At 36.2% G+C, this 21,469-nt stretch carries 21 protein-coding genes; 3 read left to right on the forward strand and 18 right to left on the reverse strand.

Annotated features, from left to right (window positions below; translation table 11 throughout):
* Positions 1-5 precede the first annotated feature (5 nt).
* The 18 genes from CRG87_RS03510 to CRG87_RS03595 form a co-directional block, all read right to left on the reverse strand.
* Positions 6-644 carry an amino acid ABC transporter permease gene (locus CRG87_RS03510; protein ID WP_074425057.1) on the reverse strand — a complete coding sequence of 213 codons (639 nt, stop codon included), beginning with the start codon at positions 642-644 and terminating at the stop codon, positions 6-8.
* Positions 641-1,462, reverse strand: coding sequence for a transporter substrate-binding domain-containing protein (locus CRG87_RS03515; RefSeq protein WP_228150045.1), 822 nt, complete (start codon positions 1,460-1,462; stop codon positions 641-643). Before CRG87_RS03515 ends, CRG87_RS03510 begins: the two co-directional genes overlap by 4 nt.
* A gap of 10 nt (positions 1,463-1,472) precedes the next feature.
* Positions 1,473-2,210, reverse strand: coding sequence for an amino acid ABC transporter ATP-binding protein (locus CRG87_RS03520; protein ID WP_046307278.1), 738 nt, complete (start codon positions 2,208-2,210; stop codon positions 1,473-1,475).
* 198 nt (positions 2,211-2,408) lie between these two features.
* Positions 2,409-4,346 (reverse strand): threonine--tRNA ligase, encoded by a 1,938-nt coding sequence (gene thrS / locus CRG87_RS03525; protein WP_074425053.1) that lies wholly within the window; start codon positions 4,344-4,346, stop codon positions 2,409-2,411.
* 344 nt (positions 4,347-4,690) lie between these two features.
* A complete protein-coding gene (dnaI, locus tag CRG87_RS03530) occupies positions 4,691-5,593 on the reverse strand; it encodes a primosomal protein DnaI (RefSeq protein ID WP_074425051.1) in 903 nt (300 codons plus the stop codon).
* Positions 5,594-5,601: 8 nt separating this feature from the next.
* Entirely contained in the window at positions 5,602-6,948 is a 1,347-nt protein-coding gene (locus CRG87_RS03535; RefSeq protein ID WP_074425049.1) for a DnaD domain protein, read from the reverse strand.
* Positions 6,949-6,950: 2 nt separating this feature from the next.
* Complete coding sequence (gene nrdR, locus CRG87_RS03540; protein WP_046307290.1) at positions 6,951-7,418, reverse strand: transcriptional regulator NrdR; 468 nt, start codon at positions 7,416-7,418, stop codon at positions 6,951-6,953.
* Position 7,419: 1 nt separating this feature from the next.
* Entirely contained in the window at positions 7,420-8,022 is a 603-nt protein-coding gene (coaE, locus tag CRG87_RS03545) for a dephospho-CoA kinase (protein WP_074425048.1), read from the reverse strand.
* A complete protein-coding gene (gene mutM / locus CRG87_RS03550) occupies positions 8,019-8,849 on the reverse strand; it encodes a DNA-formamidopyrimidine glycosylase (RefSeq protein ID WP_074425047.1) in 831 nt (276 codons plus the stop codon). Before mutM ends, coaE begins: the two co-directional genes overlap by 4 nt.
* Before the next feature lie 12 nt (positions 8,850-8,861).
* Complete coding sequence (gene polA, locus CRG87_RS03555) at positions 8,862-11,537, reverse strand: DNA polymerase I (RefSeq protein WP_074425045.1); 2,676 nt, start codon at positions 11,535-11,537, stop codon at positions 8,862-8,864.
* A 160-nt stretch (positions 11,538-11,697) separates the two neighbouring features.
* A complete protein-coding gene (locus CRG87_RS03560; protein ID WP_074425044.1) occupies positions 11,698-12,972 on the reverse strand; it encodes an SLAP domain-containing protein in 1,275 nt (424 codons plus the stop codon).
* A gap of 151 nt (positions 12,973-13,123) precedes the next feature.
* Complete coding sequence (locus CRG87_RS03565) at positions 13,124-14,365, reverse strand: SLAP domain-containing protein (protein ID WP_074425042.1); 1,242 nt, start codon at positions 14,363-14,365, stop codon at positions 13,124-13,126.
* A 96-nt stretch (positions 14,366-14,461) separates the two neighbouring features.
* The gene (murC, locus tag CRG87_RS03570; RefSeq protein ID WP_074425040.1) at positions 14,462-15,772 is read right to left on the reverse strand and encodes a UDP-N-acetylmuramate--L-alanine ligase; all 1,311 of its coding nucleotides are present in this window, start codon (positions 15,770-15,772) and stop codon (positions 14,462-14,464) included.
* A gap of 165 nt (positions 15,773-15,937) precedes the next feature.
* Positions 15,938-16,585: a YtpR family tRNA-binding protein gene (gene ytpR, locus CRG87_RS03575; protein ID WP_074425039.1), complete on the reverse strand. Its 648-nt coding sequence runs from the start codon at positions 16,583-16,585 to the stop codon at positions 15,938-15,940.
* A gap of 21 nt (positions 16,586-16,606) precedes the next feature.
* Positions 16,607-16,927 (reverse strand): thioredoxin family protein, encoded by a 321-nt coding sequence (locus tag CRG87_RS03580; protein WP_074425038.1) that lies wholly within the window; start codon positions 16,925-16,927, stop codon positions 16,607-16,609.
* Positions 16,928-16,963: 36 nt separating this feature from the next.
* Positions 16,964-17,623, reverse strand: coding sequence for a tRNA (guanosine(46)-N7)-methyltransferase TrmB (gene trmB / locus CRG87_RS03585; RefSeq protein WP_074425037.1), 660 nt, complete (start codon positions 17,621-17,623; stop codon positions 16,964-16,966).
* 2 nt (positions 17,624-17,625) lie between these two features.
* On the reverse strand, positions 17,626-18,825 hold the full coding sequence (locus CRG87_RS03590) for an ABC transporter permease (protein WP_074425035.1): 1,200 nt from the start codon (positions 18,823-18,825) through the stop codon (positions 17,626-17,628).
* Complete coding sequence (locus CRG87_RS03595) at positions 18,818-19,558, reverse strand: ABC transporter ATP-binding protein (RefSeq protein ID WP_074425034.1); 741 nt, start codon at positions 19,556-19,558, stop codon at positions 18,818-18,820. Before CRG87_RS03595 ends, CRG87_RS03590 begins: the two co-directional genes overlap by 8 nt.
* A 90-nt stretch (positions 19,559-19,648) precedes the next feature.
* Here CRG87_RS03595 and CRG87_RS03600 point away from each other — a divergent pair, with 90 nt between their 5' ends.
* The 3 genes from CRG87_RS03600 (at position 19,649) to CRG87_RS03610 (ending at position 21,442) form a co-directional block, all read left to right on the forward strand.
* Positions 19,649-20,080, forward strand: coding sequence for an HIT family protein (locus tag CRG87_RS03600; protein WP_074425032.1), 432 nt, complete (start codon positions 19,649-19,651; stop codon positions 20,078-20,080).
* Between the two features lie 9 nt (positions 20,081-20,089).
* Entirely contained in the window at positions 20,090-20,416 is a 327-nt protein-coding gene (locus tag CRG87_RS03605) for a hypothetical protein (protein WP_074425030.1), read from the forward strand.
* Between the two features lie 126 nt (positions 20,417-20,542).
* Positions 20,543-21,442 (forward strand): peptidylprolyl isomerase PrsA, encoded by a 900-nt coding sequence (locus tag CRG87_RS03610; protein ID WP_074425028.1) that lies wholly within the window; start codon positions 20,543-20,545, stop codon positions 21,440-21,442.
* The last annotated feature ends 27 nt before the right edge of the window (positions 21,443-21,469 follow it).

Genomic DNA, 21,469 nt, shown 5'->3' on the forward strand with positions numbered 1-21,469 from the left:
CCTCCCTACGCTAATTTCTTTTCAAGATACCGCATGTAGTAACTTAACGGCATCGTGATGATTAAATATAGGATTCCAATAATGAAGTAACTATTCATTGTGTCAAAAGTTACGGATGCAATTGCATTGGCTTGATACATTAAATCAAAGCCAGCTACAAAGGCTAAAATTGAGGAATCCTTAATAAGGTTAACGAACTGATTACCTAATGGTGGAATGACAATCTTCATTGCTTGCGGCAAGATGATGTACTGCATTGCCTGTTTATAAGTCATGCCAGTCGATCTGGCACCTTCCATTTGACCACCAGATACTGATTGAATACCTGAACGAATTATTTCAGCAATAAAAGCTGAAGTGTAAAGGAACAGTCCAATTGTACCTGCTGTAAAACCATTTAATTGAATAATATACTTTGGAACTATTAGATAGAAAAACATCACAATAATCAACAAAGGAATATTACGAAAAATTTCTACATAACCACGTCCAATTTTGTTAGCAACTTTATGAGGAATTACTTCTAATAAAGCAATAAATATACCGAAAATCAAACTGAAAACTAAGGTTAAAAAACTAGCTAAAAGTGTCCAGCCAAAACCCACAAAAAGTTCGTTACTAAAGTGATTTAATATGTTAATCATTTGTAATACATCTCCTTATAGTTGAAACCGGGAACTTGGCCAAACCACTTTTTAATTAAGCGATTATATTCACCACTGCGTTGGATTTTATCAACTGCGCGATTAATTGCGCGATGAAAAGGTTCCTGATTTTGGTTAACCGCAATACCATAAGGTTCTTTCGTAAAAGTTCCACCTCTTACTTCTAAACTCCCTGCACTTTGCGCAGCAAGTCCATACAAAATACCATTATCACTAGTTAAGGCGTCACCTTGATGTGATTTAAGGGCAGAAACAGCTTGACCGTAATCTTGCATTGCAACAACTTTAGCTTTAGGTGCAACTTTTTTAATTACTTCAACCGAGTTGTCACCGACGATTCCTATCACAGTTTTACCATTTAGGTCACGCACACTTTTAACATCAGAGTCCTTATTAACTAGCAATGATTTACCAGCCCTAAAATATGGCTTAGAAAAACTAATGATTTTTGCTCTCTCAGGCGTAATCGTCAAAGTTGCAATTACTGCATCAACATTACCGTTTTTCAAAAGTGGGATTCTTGATTGCGATGTTGCTAAAGTAAATCTTGCTTGGCCCTTCGGTCCCAAAATCTCTCTAGTAATGGCTTTAGCCATATCGATATCAAAACCTTTTTCCTGGTCATCACGAATATCAATTAGACTGAAAAGCTTTTTGTCACCTTCGACGGCCCATGTAATTGTGTTAGATGAACGGACATTTTTTAAAGCGGATTGATCTGTTACGCTTTTCCCGCAACCAGTGAGCATTAATGCACTGAATAATAGAGCAATTGGCCAGATAATTTTTTTCATCATGCCAACCTCCTTAGTGCGAAATGATTTTACTCAAAAATTGTTGTGCACGTACTGTCTTAGGTTGCTTAAAGAAGGCTATACTTTCGTCATCTTCAACAAGATGTCCTTGATCCATAAAAATCACGCGATTAGCTACTTCTTTAGCAAAACCCATTTCATGCGTAACAATCAATGATGTCATTTCACTTGCAGAGGTTACCTTTTTTATAACCTGCAAAACGTCATCAATCATTTCAGGATCAAGTGCAGAAGTTGGCTCGTCAAACAGCAATAACTTAGGTTTCATTGCCAAGGATCTAGCAATTGCAACACGCTGCTTCTGTCCACCAGAAATTTGTGCAGGCATGTTTTGGGCCTTATCTGCAAGACCAACCATGTCTAATAGCTCCATCGCCTGCTTTTTGTTTTCCTCTTCAGGCATATGACTAACTATTCTTGGTGCCAACATAATGTTTTCTAGTACATTTTTGTTTGCATAAAGATTGAAGTGTTGGAAAACCATCCCGACATCTTGACGTAAACGATTGGAATCCGTTTTAGGATTGGATAAATCTTGATTATTAACAATCAACTTTCCACCTTGAATCGATTCTAATCGATTTACTGTCCGAATTAGCGTACTCTTACCTGACCCCGAAGGACCAATTAAAACGACCGTTTCACCTTTGTCTATTTCTAAATTAATATCGTGTAAGGCGTGAAATTTACCATAATATTTTTGCACGTCGTGGAATTCTATCATTGACATATAAATGCTCCTTTGTGTTCGATCAACAAAAAACACATCATACTTTTCTTATCAATTGATTTAAAAAATCAAAAGTGCATCCCCGTCAACACTACGTTTGTTACCCGACTTGCAAAGTTCCAGTATATTAAAAATTAAATGTTTATGTTGTCACCCTATAATCTTTGATTTATCGATAAATACTTTTTCAATTTCTAACTACCTATTTTTTCTTGAGTATGACTTAACATCTTGATCAATTTCTGCAATAAATTCGTCAAAACTCTTTACAATTTCTTCTTCAGTTCCGTAACGACGAACGTTAACGCTGTTAGAAGACATTTCTTCATCACCTAAAACTAAGGTATATGGAATCTTTTGGGTTTGAGACTCGCGAATCTTGTAACCCAATTTTTCATTTCTTAAATCTGCTTCAGCTCTGAAGCCGCGCTTGTTAAGTTCATCGCGTACCTTTTTCGCATATTCAGAGTGTGCATCAAGGTTAACTGGAATCACTTCTACTTGTACTGGTGCTAACCAAGTTGGGAACGCACCCTTGTAAATTTCAATTAAGTAAGCAATGAAACGTTCCATTGTTCCAACAATTCCACGGTGAATCATAACCGGACGGTGCTCTTCACCATCTTGGCCAACGTATGACAAGTTGAAGCGTTCTGGCAACATGAAGTCAAGTTGAATGGTTGACATGGTTTCATCCGCACCTAAAGCAGTCTTGGTTTGAATATCAAGTTTAGGACCGTAAAAGGCTGCTTCACCTTCGGCTTCAACATATTCAAGTCCCATGTCATCCATTGCCTTCTTAAGCATTGATTGACTTCTTTCCCACATTTCATCATTTGCAAAGTACTTTTCAGTGTTCTTTGGATCACGATATGAAAGTCTAAAGTAGTAATCAGTAATATCGAAGTCCTTATATACTTCCATGATTAGTCTCAGAATCTTAGTAAATTCTTCTTGAACTTGCTCAAGTGCAACGAAAGTATGACCATCATTCAAAGTCATTTCACGAACACGTTGCAGTCCAGATAAGGCACCTGATTTTTCATACCGGTGCATCATACCTAATTCAGCAATTCTGATTGGTAATTCACGGTAAGAACGAATATGGTGCTTGTAAATTTGAATATGTGAAGGACAGTTCATTGGCCGTAATTCGAGCATTTCACCATCACCCATATCCATTGGTGGGAACATATCATCACGATAGTGTGCCCAGTGTCCAGAAGTCTTATATGCATCGACATTCATCAAAACTGGGGTATATACGTGTTGATAGCCATCGGCAACTTCTTTATCAATAATGTAACGTTCAACAACACGGCGAATAGTTGCACCCTTTGGCATCCAGTATGGTAAGCCAGCACCAACTTTAGGATCAACGAAGAATAAGTCAAGATCACGTCCGATTGTCCGGTGATCACGTTCTTTAATATCTTCACGGCGTTTAATATCTGCATCCAAGTCTGCTTTCTTAAAGAATGCTGTACCTGAGATTCTTTGCAGCATTGGATTGGATGACTTGCCCTTCCAATATGCACCAGCAACAGATAAAAGCTTAAATTGTTTAATTTTGCCAGTGTTTGGTAAAAGTGCGGCAAACCCAAAGTCAACAAAGTCACCTAACTTGTAGGCCTTAACTTCGTCGCTAGTTTCTTGATTTAATAGCTCAAGCTTAAATGGATCATCTTTAAAGATTTCTTCCAATTCAGCCTTAGGCATAACAACACTTTCAATTTTTTCGCCTGCTTTAACTGCTTTCTTAACAGCATTTTCAAGTTCAGGTAATTCATTGACTTTAATTTGATTTTCCTTATCGGTGTCAACAAAAAAGCCATCTTCGCCTGCAGCATGTTCACCAAAACGTAATTCTGGATATGCTTTTTTAGCAACTGCTTCAAAAACAAATGCTACTGTATCACGTAAGACGTTCAAGCCTTCTTCATCTTTATCAGTAATAATTGCTACATTAGCATCACGATCGAGTTGATAATCAACCGGTTGTAATTGTCCGTCTACTTTACCAGCAAGTGCTGCTTTTCCTAGTGATGTTGAAATACCATGTGCCAAATCACTAATTGTAATTGCTTGATCAAAATCACGTTTTGATCCATCTGGCAAAATAACTGAAAAACTCATCTATACCTCCGAAAATATAAAAAAACGCCCCAGTGCATCACTGCACTGGGACGTTATTAGCGTGGTTCCACCCAAATTTCAAGTCAGATATACGAATCTAACTTCTCAAATTAAGTTGATAATGGAACTCACCCATTTTAATTACTTTTTAAGTTTGAATGAGTGGGGTACATCTACATTGAACCACTTCCAGAATAATGTGATTCTCTCTGACTTGAGCTGCATCATGTTCATTCAATTAAGATAATTATACATATCTAACATTTTTTTGCAAGAACTTTTTTAATAAAAATCACAAAAAGCACTTTTTAGTTAAGTGCTTTTTGTTTTAACTTATTTTTAATTTAGCGTCGTCTATTAGGACCAGAAACAACGACCTCTTTAGCCAAAGTCCGTACTCTTTCCATTAGTCTTGCAGCTTTAACTGGATCTATTGCATTTTTAGTCTCCTTAAAATGTTCTTCCAAATCGTTCATCGAGAAATTGGAAGAAAAGAAAGTCGGCAATTGATTGTCCATCCGTGATTGCAGGATTACTGCTAAAACTTCGTCACGAGACCACTGACTGAGATTTTCAGCACCAATATCATCCAAAATTAGTACATCACAATTTGAAATTCGCTGTACCTCTTCCGGCAGGCTATTATCATTAAAATGACTTGAAAGACCGGCAATGAAATTAGGCACATGCATGAAAACAACACGCTTATTCATCATTGCAAGCGAATTTGCCAAGCCAGCAAGAATGAAAGTTTTACCTACTCCAAAACTACCTGATAAAAATAGACCTTTTTGCTGAATATTCTTAGAGTACGCACTCAAGAATTGACTAATATCAGCCATTGCTTGCTTTCTTTCAGGCGTTATCTCAACTTGACTGAGTTTAATATCATGCAAACTGGTTGGCAGATCAATTAAACGCAGATTCTTTCTGGCACTAATTTCCCGATCATGTTCAATCTTACTGTCTTCAGGAACGTAAGTAATATCAATCGCATTAGTATTTAGAATCAATTTCGGTTTAAAACCCTGTGTGACTGGATCCTTTTTATTTTGTTGAAACAAATAAAATTCAAAAAGAGCAGACATGCTCTTATCAATCATTTCATCCGTTATTTTGTCCTGATGAGCGCTAATGAACTGACTGACAGCCGGTTCAGCTAAAACTTGTTGCCTAATCTGAGCTGGATCAATTTTTTTAGCTGCTGGATGATTCTTTCCAGAAATAAATTTATTAATCGGTTCCATAGATTCACCTACTTCATGCCATTTTGGTCTTCAAAGTTCTTGAAAAAGTTCTTTAAATCTGCCGAAGAAACGTCTGATTTAACTGTAGCTTTTTTCTTGCTCCAGTCCGTTGCTTTTTCAACCCTTTTTGCCTGAGTATAACGAGGATATTTTCCTTTATTTTGCTCACGTTTATTCATATAGTCAAGTGCTTGCTCACCTGTCTTGACACCATGTTGCAACCAATCATGCAGGATTTTATTCGCTAAACGATAGGAAATATTCGGTGCGCTTTTTAGACAAGCGTAGGTCAAAAGATTCAGCAATTCAGCTGGTATCCCTTTTTCATTATATAAACTGTCAAGGACATGATATTCGCTAGCATCAACATAATCATGACGTTCAGTTTTTAGATAATATAAAAACTGAGCTGGAGATTTACTCTTCGCAAGTTGTAAAAGTTTTTGTTCTTGTTCACTAAAATGCGCATTTGAAGGACTAGTTTCTTCAGTACGCGTAACTCTTTTAAGTTGATCACGTGTTGTTTGAGCATGGATACTGTTTGCGATTGTCTTTTTAATTAAGGACATATCAAGCTGATAGTCTCCGTGTAAGCACGACAAAGCCTCATCAACAAATTCTTGTTCGGACAAACCATAGGTGCGCATAACGGCCCGAATTGCTTGGCGGTTGCGATCAATTTCTGTCTCCGGAATCTGATAAATCTCAAACTGCTGCTTCATAAAATCCCAGTCAATCTTGTCATCTTGTTTGATACTTGCCTGAACAGGTTTAGGAATCTGGTTTTCTTGAGCAGCCTGTTTCACTTCAATTGAAGGTTCAATTGCTTCTTGATCGGGTAAACGAAAGACATCCATGAATGAGGCAGAAACATCAGTTGCGGTCGCTAAGCCATTAGGTTGGTTTAAGTTCTGACTACCTTCTTGGGCAAAGACATGACCCAGTTTTTGAAATGCGCTAACACCAATTTTTTCCTTAAGCAAACTGGCTAAAAGAGGAGTAGCAAAAAATTCATTACTACTTGGCACCTTTGCTAGCTGAAAAACTAGTACCTGACCCATAATTTCATTTTCAATCATGCGTGTTTGAATCAAACCAGTACCTTCAAGCTTATGCAGCGCAATAAAAAGACTTTTAAGGTTGCAATCAAGCTGTTCTTGTAACGTGTATAAGCCGGTTGAATCAGATAGCATTGCACCAGATTTATAGTCTTCATTCAGACTAAGGTACATGGAAAGAGCAAGAGAGCCAATTAAAGGCTGATAAAGCTTTACTAAAATGCGAAGATCAGCTGGATATAGGTCAATATGATTAGCAATAAAAAAAGGTTGTTTGGGATTATCTGTCTCAAACATTTCTAATTTCCTTTCTCTCTTTTAGCAATCATATCCTCCATTGTCTTCATAAAACTCGACATATCTTTAAATTCGCGGTAAATCGATGCAAAACGAATATAAGCAACATCATCTAGTTCAGCTAATTCATCCATTACCAACTGACCAATTTTTTTCGAAGATATTTCACTTACACCTTGCTGTCTAACCTTGTTTTCAACGTGATCAACTAGTTCTTCAAATTGTGCGCTGGTAATTGGACGCTTTTGTCCAGCTGCCATTACACCATGCAGAATCTTTTTACGATTAAACGGCTCTCTGGTATTATCATTCTTAATTACTAATAATGGCGTTGTTTCAATTCGCTCAAAAGTAGTAAAGCGAAAGCCACAGTTTTCACATTCTCTTCTGCGTCTAATTGCACGATTTTCATCACTTGGACGCGAATCGATTACACGTGAGGCATTTTGCCGACAATTAGGACATTCCATCTTAGTCCTCCTCTTTTAGTTCACATAGCAGGTTTGCTAATTTAGTTTCTAGCCCTTTTATTGTACCAGTATTTGTGATGACATAATCTGCTAATTTTTCCTTTTGCGATAGTGGCATCTGTGTTTTTATTCTATTTAAAGCCTCAGTTTTATTTAGGCGATCACGTGCCATTAATCGCTGCAATTGCAACTCCTCTGGAACCGCAATTAACAAGGTTTTATCGCAATAATCTTTTACTTTAGTTTCAAATAGCAAAGGTGCATCTACAATAACTACTGGTTTCTTTAAAAGTTTATTTTGCGTAATTTTATCTTCAATTTCGCTAAAAATCAATGGATGTGTTATCTGGTTAAGCACATTTAACTTACTTTGATCATTAAAAACAATTTGTCCTAACTTTTTGCGATTAAGTGTCCGATCAGAATTTAAAATATCTTGGCCAAAGTAACTAATCACTTTTTTATAACCTAGCTGACCGATATTTAAAATGTCATTTGCGATCACATCGCTGTCAATAACAGGTAAATTGCGCTTAAGGAAAAAAGCATCTGCCGTGCTTTTCCCACTTGCAATTCCACCTGTTAAGCCAAGTACTAAAGTCATTTATAAATTACCTGACAGTGGGGACAAAATGTAGTCCCTCGGCCCGAAACTTTTATTTTTTCTAGTGGTGCGTCACAACGAACGCATGGCTCTCCCTTATGACCATAAACTTTGAGCATTTCCTGAAAACCACCGGTTTTTCCATTAGCATCAAGGTATGTATGAACCGTAGTTCCTCGTTCTTCAATCGCCAATTCAATTAAAGAATTAATGTTATCGTGAAGCTGTTTGATTTTAGTTTTGGGCAGAGCATTGGCCATACTCAAAGGATGAATTTTGGTTTCCCATAAAACTTCATCAACATAGATATTACCTAGTCCGGCAACCACAGACTGGTCAAGAAGCGTGTTCTTAATACTCTTTTTCTTGCGGGCCAGTCCCCTAGTAAAAACAGCAACTGTAAAATCTGGTGAATTAGGTTCTGGGCCAAGTTTACTGATACCAGTTACTTCTTTTTCCGTTCCAGTTTTAACTAACTGCATTCTACCGAATTTACGAACATCGTTATATCTCAAAGCTGAACCATCAGTAAAAACAAACTGAACATGATCATGCTTATCTTTTTTCGTATTTTCTTTAACTAAGCGATACTTGCCTTCCATGCGCAAATGAGAAACTACCGTCAAATTCCCACTCAACCTAATCAACAAGTACTTCGCATAGCGATCAATCGTTTCTATTTTTTTATTAACTAATTGCTGTTCAAATTCTTGCGGATCACTGGCAATAATTTTGGGGTACCACAACGTAACTTTTTTTATTGTTTTTCCTTTAATCAGTGGTAATAAGGTACGACGTACCGTTTCAACCTCTGGCATTTCTGGCATTACTTATACTCCTTATTTGGCATCAAACCAGTTGTGACCATAACCTGAATCAGCAACTAAAGGAATATCTAATCTAACTGCTGATTGCATTACTTCAGGCACAATCTTCTTAATTGTTTCAAGTTCATCTTTTGGAACATCAAAAATCAATTCGTCGTGAACCTGGACAACCATCTTAGTCTTCAAGTGCATTTCATCTAACTTTTGCTGCATATTAATCATTGCAATTTTAATAATGTCTGCGGCAGATCCTTGAATTGGTGAGTTGATTGCAGTTCTTTCTGCAAAAGAACGGACATTAAAATTCTTCGCATGAATGTCAGGAAGATACCGACGTCTATGCATAATGGTTTCCGCATAACCCTTTTCACGCGCAACTTTCACCGCTTTATCCATATAATCTTTAATTTGTGGATATTGTTCAAAGTAGTTATCAATAAATTCTTTTGCCTGCTTACGACTAATATTTAAGTTTTTTGACAAACCATAATCTGAAATACCATAAACAATACCAAAGTTAACTGCCTTTGCACGGCGACGCATTAATGGTGTTACTTCATCGGTTGACTTTAAGTGAAAAATTCTCATTGCAGTATGAGCGTGGATATCGTAACCCGTTCTAAATGCTTCTTGCATCTGCTCGTCACCTGAAACCTGAGCTAAAACCCGCAATTCAATTTGTGAATAGTCACAAGAGAAAATATAACCATCAGGTTGACTAGGAACGAACGCTTTTCTAATCTGCTTTCCTTCCTCTGTCCTAGTTGGAATATTTTGTAAGTTAGGATCCACTGAAGAAAGACGTCCTGTTGCGGTCAAAGTTTGCAAATAACGTGTATGTACACGTCCGTCTTTTTGAATGACATCGAGCAAACCATTAACATAAGTTGACTGGATTTTTGCAATTTGACGATAAGAAAGAATCTTTTCAATAATTGGATTCTCATCCTTAAGTTGATTTAAAACATCAACTGAAGTTGAATAGCCAGTTTTGGTCTTTTTGATTGGTTTAAGGCCCATTTTTTCAAACAGGATATGACCAAGCTGTTTTGGCGAATTAATATTGAACTCTTCGCCAGCTTCTTCATAAATTTCCTTCTCCATTTTGGACAATTCGCCAGCAAACTCATCTTGCAATTGGGTTAATGTATCAGGTAATACCTTGATACCATTAATTTCCATCTTTGCTAAAACGCGCGCAACGGGAATCTCGATGCTAGCAAAAAGATCATCCTGTTCATGCTCCTTAAGTTTAGCAAGTAAGGTTTCCTTCAAGCTTTCGATTGCTTCAGCCTTGGTTGCAAGGTGATTAAACAAAACCTTATCATCTTCAGGAATTTGTTCACTTTTTCCTTTGCCGTAGACGTCCAAATCACTTCTAACAGAGTTATTACCATACATCCGGCAAACTTCAGCCATGTCATCCGAATTATTTTCATTGTTAATCAAGTATGAAGCAAGGAGCATATCATAATCGATTCCATGTGCATGAATTCCAAGTCGGTTAAGTCCAACTGTCGTACGTTTTAAATCAAAAACATCCTTTTTGATTTTTTCATCTTCTAATAGATGTTGCAGATTTTGCTCTTTTAATAGGTCAACATCGCGACTGACATAAATTTGACCAGCAATTTTAAATGCAAAACCAACAAAATCAGCTAAATGATAATTAGGTCCGAGCATCCCTAGGTAAAAGACAATGGTGTCGCCTTCTTTAGCATCAACTTTTGCCAAATTATCTTTTGTCAATTCTGTGTATTCCATCAAAACTTTTTCATTTTCATCATTTTGATTTTCTGAATCTGCAGCGTTAGGATCAAGTTCACTTAAAAACTTTCTAAAATTCATTTTTTCATAAAAACGTCGTAATTTTGGATAGTCGATATCCTTACGCTTAATATCATCAATTCCAATCGTAACTGGAGTTTGACAATCAATAGTCGCAAGTTTTTTACCCAAAAGAGCCTTGTCTTTATCGCTCAGCAGGTTTTCTTTTAATTTTGACTGCTTCATTTCGTCGATATGATCATAAAGATTTTCAACTGAACCATATTCTTGGACCAATTGCGAAGCTTTTTTGGGACCTACCTTGGTTACTCCAGGATAATTATCGGAATTGTCGCCCATCAAGGCCTTCATATCGATAAATTCAGTTGGCGTAACACCATTAACTTCTTTCATGTGTTCCGGTGTGTAAGCTTCTAAGTTCATCACACCTGACTTAGTCACCATGACCGTAGTCTTTTCAGTAGCTAATTGGGTTAAATCTTTATCACCAGTCACAATTGTTACATCGAAACCATTTTCTTCACCGATTCTAGAAAAAGTACCGATGATATCATCCGCTTCATAGTTTTCCAGCTCGTAGGTCGATATACCTAAGTCATGCAGCAATTCTTGAATATACGGTAATTGCTCGGACAATTCACCTGGTGTTTTTTGACGTCCCCCTTTATAATCAGCGTACATGTTATTTCTAAAAGTAGTTTTGCCCGCATCAAAAGCAACTAACACATGGTCAGGCTTAACATCATTAAGTAAGACATCGAGCATGTTTTTAAATGTATAAATGGCATTAGTATGTAATCCCTCAGGATTTCTGAAGTTCTCAAGCTGACGGTATAATGCATAAAAAGCGCGAAAGGCAACAGAATTACCATCAATTAAAAGTAGTTTTTGGTTAGCCATTAGATCTCCTCACAGTTAAACTAGTCTAGTATTCATTAATCATTTTACCAGTTTTTCCTTTTTTCTGGCACAATACTGATCTATCTTGCAATTTACTTTACTTATTAATTTTGAACAGCAAAAAAAGACTGAAAACTCAGTCTTTTTTGTTGTTTTCTATTTAGTTCATTGTACTAATCCATATAATACATGGTGTAGTAGCACCTAAAATAGCATCACTTTCGGCTTGTGACTTATCATAATGAGATAAATCATTTTGGGTCTTAACCAAGATTGCTTTTGCCGCTTTGACTTCTGAAATTGTTGCCTTATCAGAGTTTAGTGTAGTTTTAGCTAACTTCAGTGCAGCCTTAAAGCGATTTTCAAGATTACTCAAAGACGAGCTTTGGTATGGCGTAATGTTTTCTTGATCTACTAAATCTTGTAATTCCTGTTTGTCTTCTTTGACTGCTATCTTAGCATCTTTTTGAGCCTGCTCAGGTGTGTTAATTGGTTTTAAAACTGGACCTGATTCATATTCAGTTGTATCTGCCTTAACATAAACTAACCCAGCAAAATCTTGTGCATGATAATTAGCTAATGAATAAAAACGAGGCTCGTTCCAGGAATCCTTTAACAAGTAAAATAGTTCTGCCTTATTGTCATTAGCATTCCACAAATAAGTTGCACTTTCAACTGGATAAACATCGTAAGCAGCAAAAGTTGAGTTAGGATCAGTTGTAGGACGAGCTGAACCATCCACATTATAAGTTCCAGCTTTTTGGGTAAATATAATGTAACTAGCTTGCGTATAAGTTTGCAACTGTTGCTTAGGTTTAGCCTTTATTTTGGTTTCTGGAATAAAGGCAGTCTTAGTTCCGCGAACACGATATTCAATCGAAAGACCTGATTGGCCTGGCATACCAGTCACACGGTCAACTTGATAGATTTTACCATTTTTTAAGTTAATACTGTCTTTCCCAACACCGATTTTGTATGATTCGTTCTTTTTTAAATTGGCAATTTTAACAGTTGCTTGATCAGTATATAAGGGTTGGCCAGCAATTCGATAAACATTGTTTGCTTTAACATATCCACCGGAGCTAAGTTTGTAATAGCATTGGCCCTTAATCATCTTATATGGTAACCAAGATTGCTTTTCACGATCTTCATTTAACAAATAGAAATTTTTAGTGTTAGGCTTAACTTCTTTAATAGAACCAGAAAAGTTTATACTCGTGCCCTTTTTCAAATATGCATTATTCTTTTGCCCATGATAATTTTTAATCCTTTTACCCTTTTGATTAAAAATATAGGCATTATGCGCTAATTCAAGACTGTTATTTTTTGTTGCTGCTTTAACAGTTGCAGCGTTAAAACTTGCTAACTGGCTTACAAGCCTAAGCGTTATCATTCCAGCTACTGCGCCTTTAAGCATCTTTTTTTGTAAATTCATAATTACCTCAAACTACTTTTTTTAAAATTTTAATCTCTATTTTAGCTGAAAAATAAAATTAATAAAGAAAAAACCAAACTAAAATTTTTAGTTTGGTTCATAAATTAACTACAGAATTTCTAATGCTTAATAAAAACTATTAAATCAACACCTAATATGGCTTCGTATCGGTTACATAATCTAGAAGACTAAGTTCGTCAGGCGACTTCAATTCTTTTTCTTGCTGTCCTTTTAGGACAAAGGTTGCTTGTTTGACTTCCATTACAGTTGCAGTATCTGAAGTAACAAGCTTTTTGGCAGTTGCTAACGCTGCATCATAACCGTCATGTTTAAATTCCTTGTAAGATTCTGAATTCTTAACTACATTTTCTTGATCAATTAGTTTCTGCAAGTCTGATTTTTCAGTGCTTGTTGCTAGCTGGGTATCATCTTTAGCCTGCTCAGGCGTATTAACTGGTGTCAAGAATGGCCCACCGATATATTTACAGTCATCTGCTTTAAGATAGCTCAAATTATCTTTAGAATTGTCCACGTAAACAATATCACCCATACCTGAATCACCTAGCAAATGATAAAACAACTCAGCCTTATTTTCTTTTGGTAACCAAATATAAAGTAATTCATCTACTGGTAGTTTATCACCCTTACCAAAAGGTCTATAGGCTTCAAATGGTGGCTGTTGATTTTCTCTAACTTCACCTTTATTGTTAAAAGTATTGATACTGTCATTAATTAAAACATAGGTGTAACCACTAAAAGTCAGTAATTTCTGTCTTGGTGGCGTTACTACAACTGATTTTGCTAAAAAGCCAGTCTTTGTACCACTAATACGGTAAGAAGGAACTGCAGATGGATCCTCCTGCTTTAACGTGGTACGATCTACCCTGATATTTTGCTTATTCTTAATCATCATGCTGTCTTTTCCGCGACCAACAGGAAAAGAATTAGGAGTTTTTACCTTAACGGTTGCTTCAGCAGTATAAAGCGGTTTTTGATTAATCTGGCCAACATTGGCCGCATTAATATAACCACCAGAACCTATATTGTAATAATAGCTTTTGCCAATCTTAGTATATGGTAACCATGTTTGGTGATAATTATCATCATCTAAAAGGAAGTACTGCTTAGTATTGGGCTCGATTGATTCAAGCTTATCAGCAAACTTTACAGTTGTTCCTTTATACAAATGAGTCTTGTATCTACTGCCCTGAAATCTCTTGAGTCGTTTACCATTTTTATTATAAACGTAAGCGCCATGCACTAATTTCATTGTATTCGTAGTTGTCGTTGCTGCAAACACTTCATTTGTTTGACTTAAACTTACTGTTGCAAAAGATCCTAACGCCAAAACGCTTGCTATGGCACCTAATGCAATTCTTTTCTTTAACTTCATAATATCACCTCATTATTAATTATAGTCCTAAATACTATTTACGACTTTAATAAATAAAAAATGACCATTACCTAATAAGTAACGGCCATTTTTTAATTAAATCAATTTTTCCAAAGCGTCTTCATACTTTTGAATATCACCTGCACCCATAAAGACAATCACACTGTCTTTATTTTGAGCCAGGTCAGCAATGTTGTCGAGGTTGATTACTTCGGATCCAGGAATCTTAGCTACTAGATCCTCACTCGAGATGTCGCCACTTGCTTCTCTGGCAGAAGCATAAATTGGGGTAACGTATGCTTTATCAACACCACTTAAAATTTCTTCAAAATCATGTGCATACTTCTTGGTTCGCGAAAAAGTATGCGGTTGGAAGACAACTACAAGTCTCTTATCAGGAAACTTCTGTCTAGCTGCTTGAATCGTTGCCCGCATTTCAGTTGGGTGGTGAGCATAATCATCGATAATATTAATATCGCCAAAATCCTTTTCGGAAAAGCGGCGTTTAGCACCTTGATACGTAAGGAGCCCTTGCTTGATATCTTCCAAAGGTATCTTCTCTGTGTGAGCAACAGCAATAACAGCCGTTGCATTCAAGATATTATGATCGCCAAACAAATGAATTGTGAATTCACCAATCATTTGACCGTGATCCAAAACACTGAAGGTGGATCCTTCTGTTGTTCGCTTGACGTCTACTGCTTGAAAATCATCATTAGCTTCAAACCCGTAAGTATATTTAGGGACTGCTGTTTTGAGTTCACGTAAACGTTCATTTCCACCCCAAACAAATAAACCTTTTTTTGTCTGATCTGCAGCAGTTTGAAAGGCGGAAGTATAATCTGCTTGATCCTTAAAGTAGTCAGGATGATCAAAATCAATATTTGTCATAATCTGATAGTCAGGATGGTAGGCCAAAAAGTGACGGCGATATTCGTCAGCTTCGTAGACAAAAAAGCGTGAATTCTTGATTCCTTTTCCTTCACCATCTCCAATTAGATATGAAGTTAGCGCTGCTTCGCTCATTACGCGAGCAAGAATTCCGGTTGTTGAGGTCTTGCCATGAGTTCCTGCAACACCAATACTTGTATGCATCGCAACAACTTCTTCAACCGTATCAGGATAGCTTTGCCAGCTAATCCCTTTGTCCTCACAAGCCTTAACTTCAACATTATCGTTTTTGAACGCATTCCCTTTAACAATTACTTGACCTTCAGTTTTGATATTGTCAGCACTAAAAGGAGCAATTTTAATCCCAGCTTTTGCGAGTGGTTCCTGCGTGAATGTATATTTTTCAATATCACTACCGCTCACTTCATAACCTAGATCATTAAGTAATAATGCTAGGGCAGCCATTCCTGTTCCCTTAATTCCAATAAACCATATTTGCTTGTTCTTGTCTAACATATCTTAGCTCCAAAATCTATTTTTCATCGTTTATTATTTTACCATTGTTGCAGTAAAAAAAGCAGAATTCAAATAAACAGTTAATTATAAAAAATAAATTTCAAATTACCGTTGTACGTTTTTAACCATAAAAAACTTCACGTTAACCGTGAAGTTTATGTTTATTTATAGGCTGATTTTACCGCTAGCTAATAATTCATCACATTTAGCAGCATCAAATTCGTCTCCAACTTGAAAATCATCTGGTAAAACCATGATGCCACGTTTTTCTGGAGCATGTTCAAGGCCTAATTCGCGTGCTGAACAAATCATTCCGTATGAATCAACATGACGTAATTCACCAGGCCAAATCATTTGTCCGTTAGGCATTAAAGTTCCTGGTAAGGCAACAACTACCTTTTGTCCTTGAGCAATATTAGGAGCACCACAAACAATTTGATGTTCTTCGCCGTTACCAACTTCAACTGTAGTGACATGTAAATGATCAGAATCAGGGTGCTTATCACAAGTCTTAACATAGCCGTAAACCAATGTTGGTTTACCATATGCAAGTTCCTCAGCAAAACCGGCATCTGCTAATGCTTTATTCAATGCACTTAAATCTGCATCGGATAATTTAACTTGACCGTCTGGTAACTTATCGTAGTCAATAACTTTATCAACGTTGAAAAAGTTGAAGCCAGTGACGTTCCCTTTTTCATCAGTGATACGAGTAATATCACCTTTTTCTTCATATTCACTCTTACCTTGATCTTGACCTAAAATAACAATCAAAGTATTGGGATAGCTACGTTTATTAATACTAGTAATCATCAAAATTCAATCCTCTTTCACTTAGTCCAATGACCTCAAAAAGTCTTCAACTTGGTCTTTGGTTTTACGATCCTTATTAACTAGTCTACCAATTTCTTCGCCATCTTGGTAGACCACAAATGATGGTATTCCCATAATATTTAACTCTTTAGCCACATCAATTGAACCATCACGGTCAATTTGGTAAAACTTACTTTCAGAAAAGTCTTGTTCAATTTCAGGTAAAAATGGATCTAAAAAGTGACAATCAGGGCACCAGTCAGCTGAAAATTCTAAAACTACTCGACCACTTTTAGTTATCTCTGATAGTTTTTCTTTGTTTAATTCTTTAATTTGTTCCATATCATTAAGCCTCACTCATCTAGATAAATATCTAATCTATTCTACTCCAAAATCTGCATGAAGAGCGTAAATTGGATTACCTTTAGCAGCAAATTTGTGCTCATACTCAGTTTCAATGTTTTTTGCTACAATCTCCTCATTTTCATGATGAAGATCAACAGAGACAAAGTCAAAATGCATACCATAATTGTTCATGCTGGCGACTGAATATGAAAATAATCCTGAGTTATCAGTCTTAAACTCAATTTGACCTACAGGCTTCAAAATCTTTTTATACTTTTCTAAAAAGGTTTTATAAGTTAAACGCCTTTTTTCATGCTTTGTTTTAGGCCATGGATCACTGAAGTTTAAGTATAGTGTATCAGCGCTATTTGCAGCGAAAAATGCCGTAATGTCAGCTGCATCAGCACATAAAATTTGCAAGTTATCCAGCTTCTTTTCAAGTTTGGTTCGCAAAATCATTCCGGCAGCTGTCACTTGCAGTTCAAGTGCAACAAAATTCTTATCAGGATTTTGTTCAGCCAAAGTGGTAATAAAATGTCCTTTGCCTGACCCAACTTCAATTTCCAACGGTCTAGAACAGTCTGCAAAACGCTGTGACCAATCAATCTGTTTTTCAGGATCAGGACGATCTAATACACTTTCTGGATGCTCCTGTACCAACTTAACTGCCCACGGCTTATTCCGTAATCTCACTTTTAAATCTTCCTTTTCTTGATTTTGATTGGTAAGTATAACCACAAAATAATTATACTAAAAATTAATAGACCAATGATTGCCTCAGCTAGCTGCAAATTAATTGGCAAGATAATTAACCAAAATAAGCTAATGATAAGCCATTGCAGGCCTAGCGCCAATTTAAGTACTGCTACTAAATCTTGGCCCCTTTTTTCGCGTTCAATCGGATAAATTCGATACATAACGTTATCATCAAATTCAGATACCAAGGGTAATAACTGGTAAACGGTCAGAAAAATAACTAAGCATGACAAACCAAACGCCCAAAGCCAGTTCTGAACTAACCATGAGATTAAAATTGCAAATGCAGTCATTCTTACCAGTAAATTAAGGTACTCCGGATTACGCAATAAAGAACGACGGTATAAGAAGCGATTTGGTTTTTCTTTTGCCAATGATTTAGGTAGCAAAAAGTCTAAATATTTACGTCGCTTTATACTGATTTTCTTTTCTTTTACATCAGTAAACATGCTAAAGGCACTATAAACACGATTTTTCCTACCTTGTTCTTGGTTAACCGCATATTGCCAATCAAATAACGCAACATTTTTTTGCTTTTGTGCAAGCATAAAAAAAGCACCTAAAATCAAGATGACAGCAATATAGCTACAGATTGTCCAAGTTGCACTGCAAATTAAGCCAAGTAAAAGTAGCAAGCTGAGTAGTGGCAATGAAAGCTTATGACTCGAATATAAATTATATTCTTCTAATTTCAACTGAAGAACTTTTGCCAATAAAACTACTACTGCAAGTACAACATATGCTACTGGAGATATTTCAGCTTTAAGTGTCGCGAAGGGAAACAAGATTCCCGCAATAAGTACCAAAATAATTGTGGGTACAATCAAGCTATAATTTAGCATTGGTTTTAAATAGTCACGCATTTGCTTATCCTGCGGTAAGAGAAAATGCAAATCAGCTGGCTCAAGTAAAGTTACTAGTTTTCCAGAAATTAAGGGCAACCAAATAATTACTCCAACTAGCGGGCGGTAAAACCATAATCCGGTTGGCATCTTTTTCATACTCTGGGCGTACCAAAACATTAAGGCGCCGAATAGAAAAATCAGAGCCAGAATAAAGAAATCATTAAAAACTAACACCAAGTACTTAAGCGACTGCTGTAAATTTTTGCGTAATCTTTTTTGAGCTAACTCACGCATGACGTTGCTCCTGATTTAAGATTTGGTAAATCTTGTCGAAAGAATCGCTATCGTTTAGACCATAATGCTGCCTAATCTCAGTCAGATTACCTACAACATCAATTACACCATTGTTTAATACCGCATAATTTGAAATTGCTTGCTCCGCATCAGCTAGGATATGAGTCGACATCAAAATCATTTTACCGTCACTTATCGCTGCTTTAATCAGTTCAATTAAATTAGCTACAGCAAGTGGGTCCAGACCAGTAAATGGTTCGTCAATCACTAAGAGTGGTGTGTCTGCTAGAAATGCAGTGACAATCATCACCTTTTGCTTCATCCCTTTGGAGAAATGAATTGGTAACCACTCTAGCTTGTCCTCCAACCTGAATATCGTTAACAGCTTATTCGCTCTTTGCCAAGCCTTATCTTCATCCAGTTGATAGCTTAAAATTGTTAAATCTAGATGCTCTTTTAAGGTCAGTTCAGGATATAAAACTGGTATCTCCGGAATATAAGCAATTTGTCGCTTAAATTCAGTTGGTTGTTTAGTTAATTCTATTCCATTTAAACTAATTTTCCCTTTTTGCGGACGTAACAATCCTAAAATATGTTTAATTGTAGTAGATTTTCCAGCACCATTAAGTCCAATAATGCCTAATGCTTCTCCTGGTTTGATTTCAATATTAATATCGTTAATGACTGGCACACCAGTGTAGCCACCAGTCAAATGCTCTATTTTTAGAACCATAATTCCTATCTTTCTTTTAGTGAATTTACTTATTTTATATGATAGCATGATATTAATGGAAACTAAATTTCAAAATCAAGAGGTTTAAAAATGGATGAATTAGATAAAGACTGTTTATTTTGCAAAATTATTCGTGGTGAAGTTCCTAGTTATACCGTTTTCGAAAATGATGACGTTAAAGCTTTTTTAGATTTATCACAGGTTAATCCAGGACATACCTTAATGGTGCCCAAAAAACATCTCACAAACTTGTTTGATTATACTGCCGAAGATGCAGAAAAATACTTAAAGTACATTCCGGCAATTGCCAACGCAATTAAGAAATTTGATCCTAAGATTACTGGAATGAACATTACCACCAATAATGGTGAAAGTGCTAGTCAAGTTGTAATGCACTCACATATTCACTTCATTCCCCGTTTTGAAGGCGATGGCTTAAAACTTGCCACTCGGAATAATGAAGATAAATACACTCCTGACGACTATCAAAAGATTGCTGATCAGATTAAAGCACAATTTTAAGGAGAAAAAATGAAACATTTTAGCCTAGGACTTGCCGTAGGTGCAGGGTTCGGGATGGTCCTCTCTCTTTTTGAAGATAAAAATGGCAATCGCTTAGCTAAACCAGTTCAAAAGCAATTTAGTGGTGTGAAAGATGATGTTACGAGTCTGACTAATGCTATCGCTGATTTAAAAACCGCTCAACAAGAACTAAAAGATGCAACGCCGATTGCTAAACAGGGATTGACTGAAGTAGAAAAAGAAATTGAGTATTACCAACTTAGTGTTTCTCGCATAGTTGATAGTTTACAGCAAGAACTTGATAAACTGGTTCAAAGTACACCAAAGAACAAATAATTCTAAAAATTGTTAAAGAAAGTTTGTTTTTTGAATGAATTCTGTAAATTTAAAAACTTGTTCTGCGAGTTTATGTTATATTAATTGTCGGTGACTTATTTAATTAAGGATGTGGAGAAATATTTTATGAAAAAATATATTAAAAAATTAGCTACAGTAGCTGCTGTAGCTGGTATTGCACTATCAACCACTGCTTGTTCTAACGGTGGTAAAACAGTTGCTTCCTATAAGGGTGGCAAGATTACCCAAAATGATTACTACGACGAAATGAAGAAATCACAAGCGGGTCAAACTACTCTTGCAAACATGATTATTAACCATGTTTTAGAACAACAATATGGTAGTAAAGTTTCTAAGAAACAAGTTGATAAACAATTCAACAGCTACAAAAAGCAATATGGTTCTCAATTTAATGCCGTTTTACAACAAAATGGCATGACAGTTTCAAGTTTCAAGCAAAACTTAAAGACTAATTTGCTCAGTGAAGCTGCATTAAAAGATGTTAAGAAAATTTCCAAGAGTCAAGAAGACAAGGCTTGGAAAGAATATCAACCTAAGGTTACTGTTCAACACATCTTGGTTTCTAAGAAATCACAGGCTGACACCATCATTAAAGAATTAAAGAATGGTAAGAGCTTCAAGAGCTTAGTTAAGAAGTACTCATTAGACCCTGGTACTAAGGCTGATGAAGGTAAGCTTCCTGCATTTGATTCAACTGATGCAACTTTAGATCCTGCATTCAAGAAAGCAGCATTTAAGCTTAAGACTGGTGAAACTACTAGTAGCCCAGTTAAATCTCAATCTGGTTACCACGTAATTAGAATGATTAAACACCCAGCTAAGGGTACATTTGCTTCTCACAAGAAGGAAATTGATGATGAAATTTATCGTTCAATGTCCCAAGATCAGGAAACAATGCGTAGCGTTATTTCAACTGTTCTAAAGAAGGCTGACGTTTCAATTAAGGATAACGACTTGAAGAACGTCTTATCATCTTACGTTTCTACTTCAGATTCTAAGAAATAAAAGCAATAAAAAAGAAGTTCATTAGAA

Origin of the sequence: Lactobacillus apis (assembly GCF_002837055.1) — a bacterium.
In the GTDB taxonomy this organism is placed as follows: Bacteria; Bacillota; Bacilli; order Lactobacillales; family Lactobacillaceae; genus Lactobacillus; species Lactobacillus apis.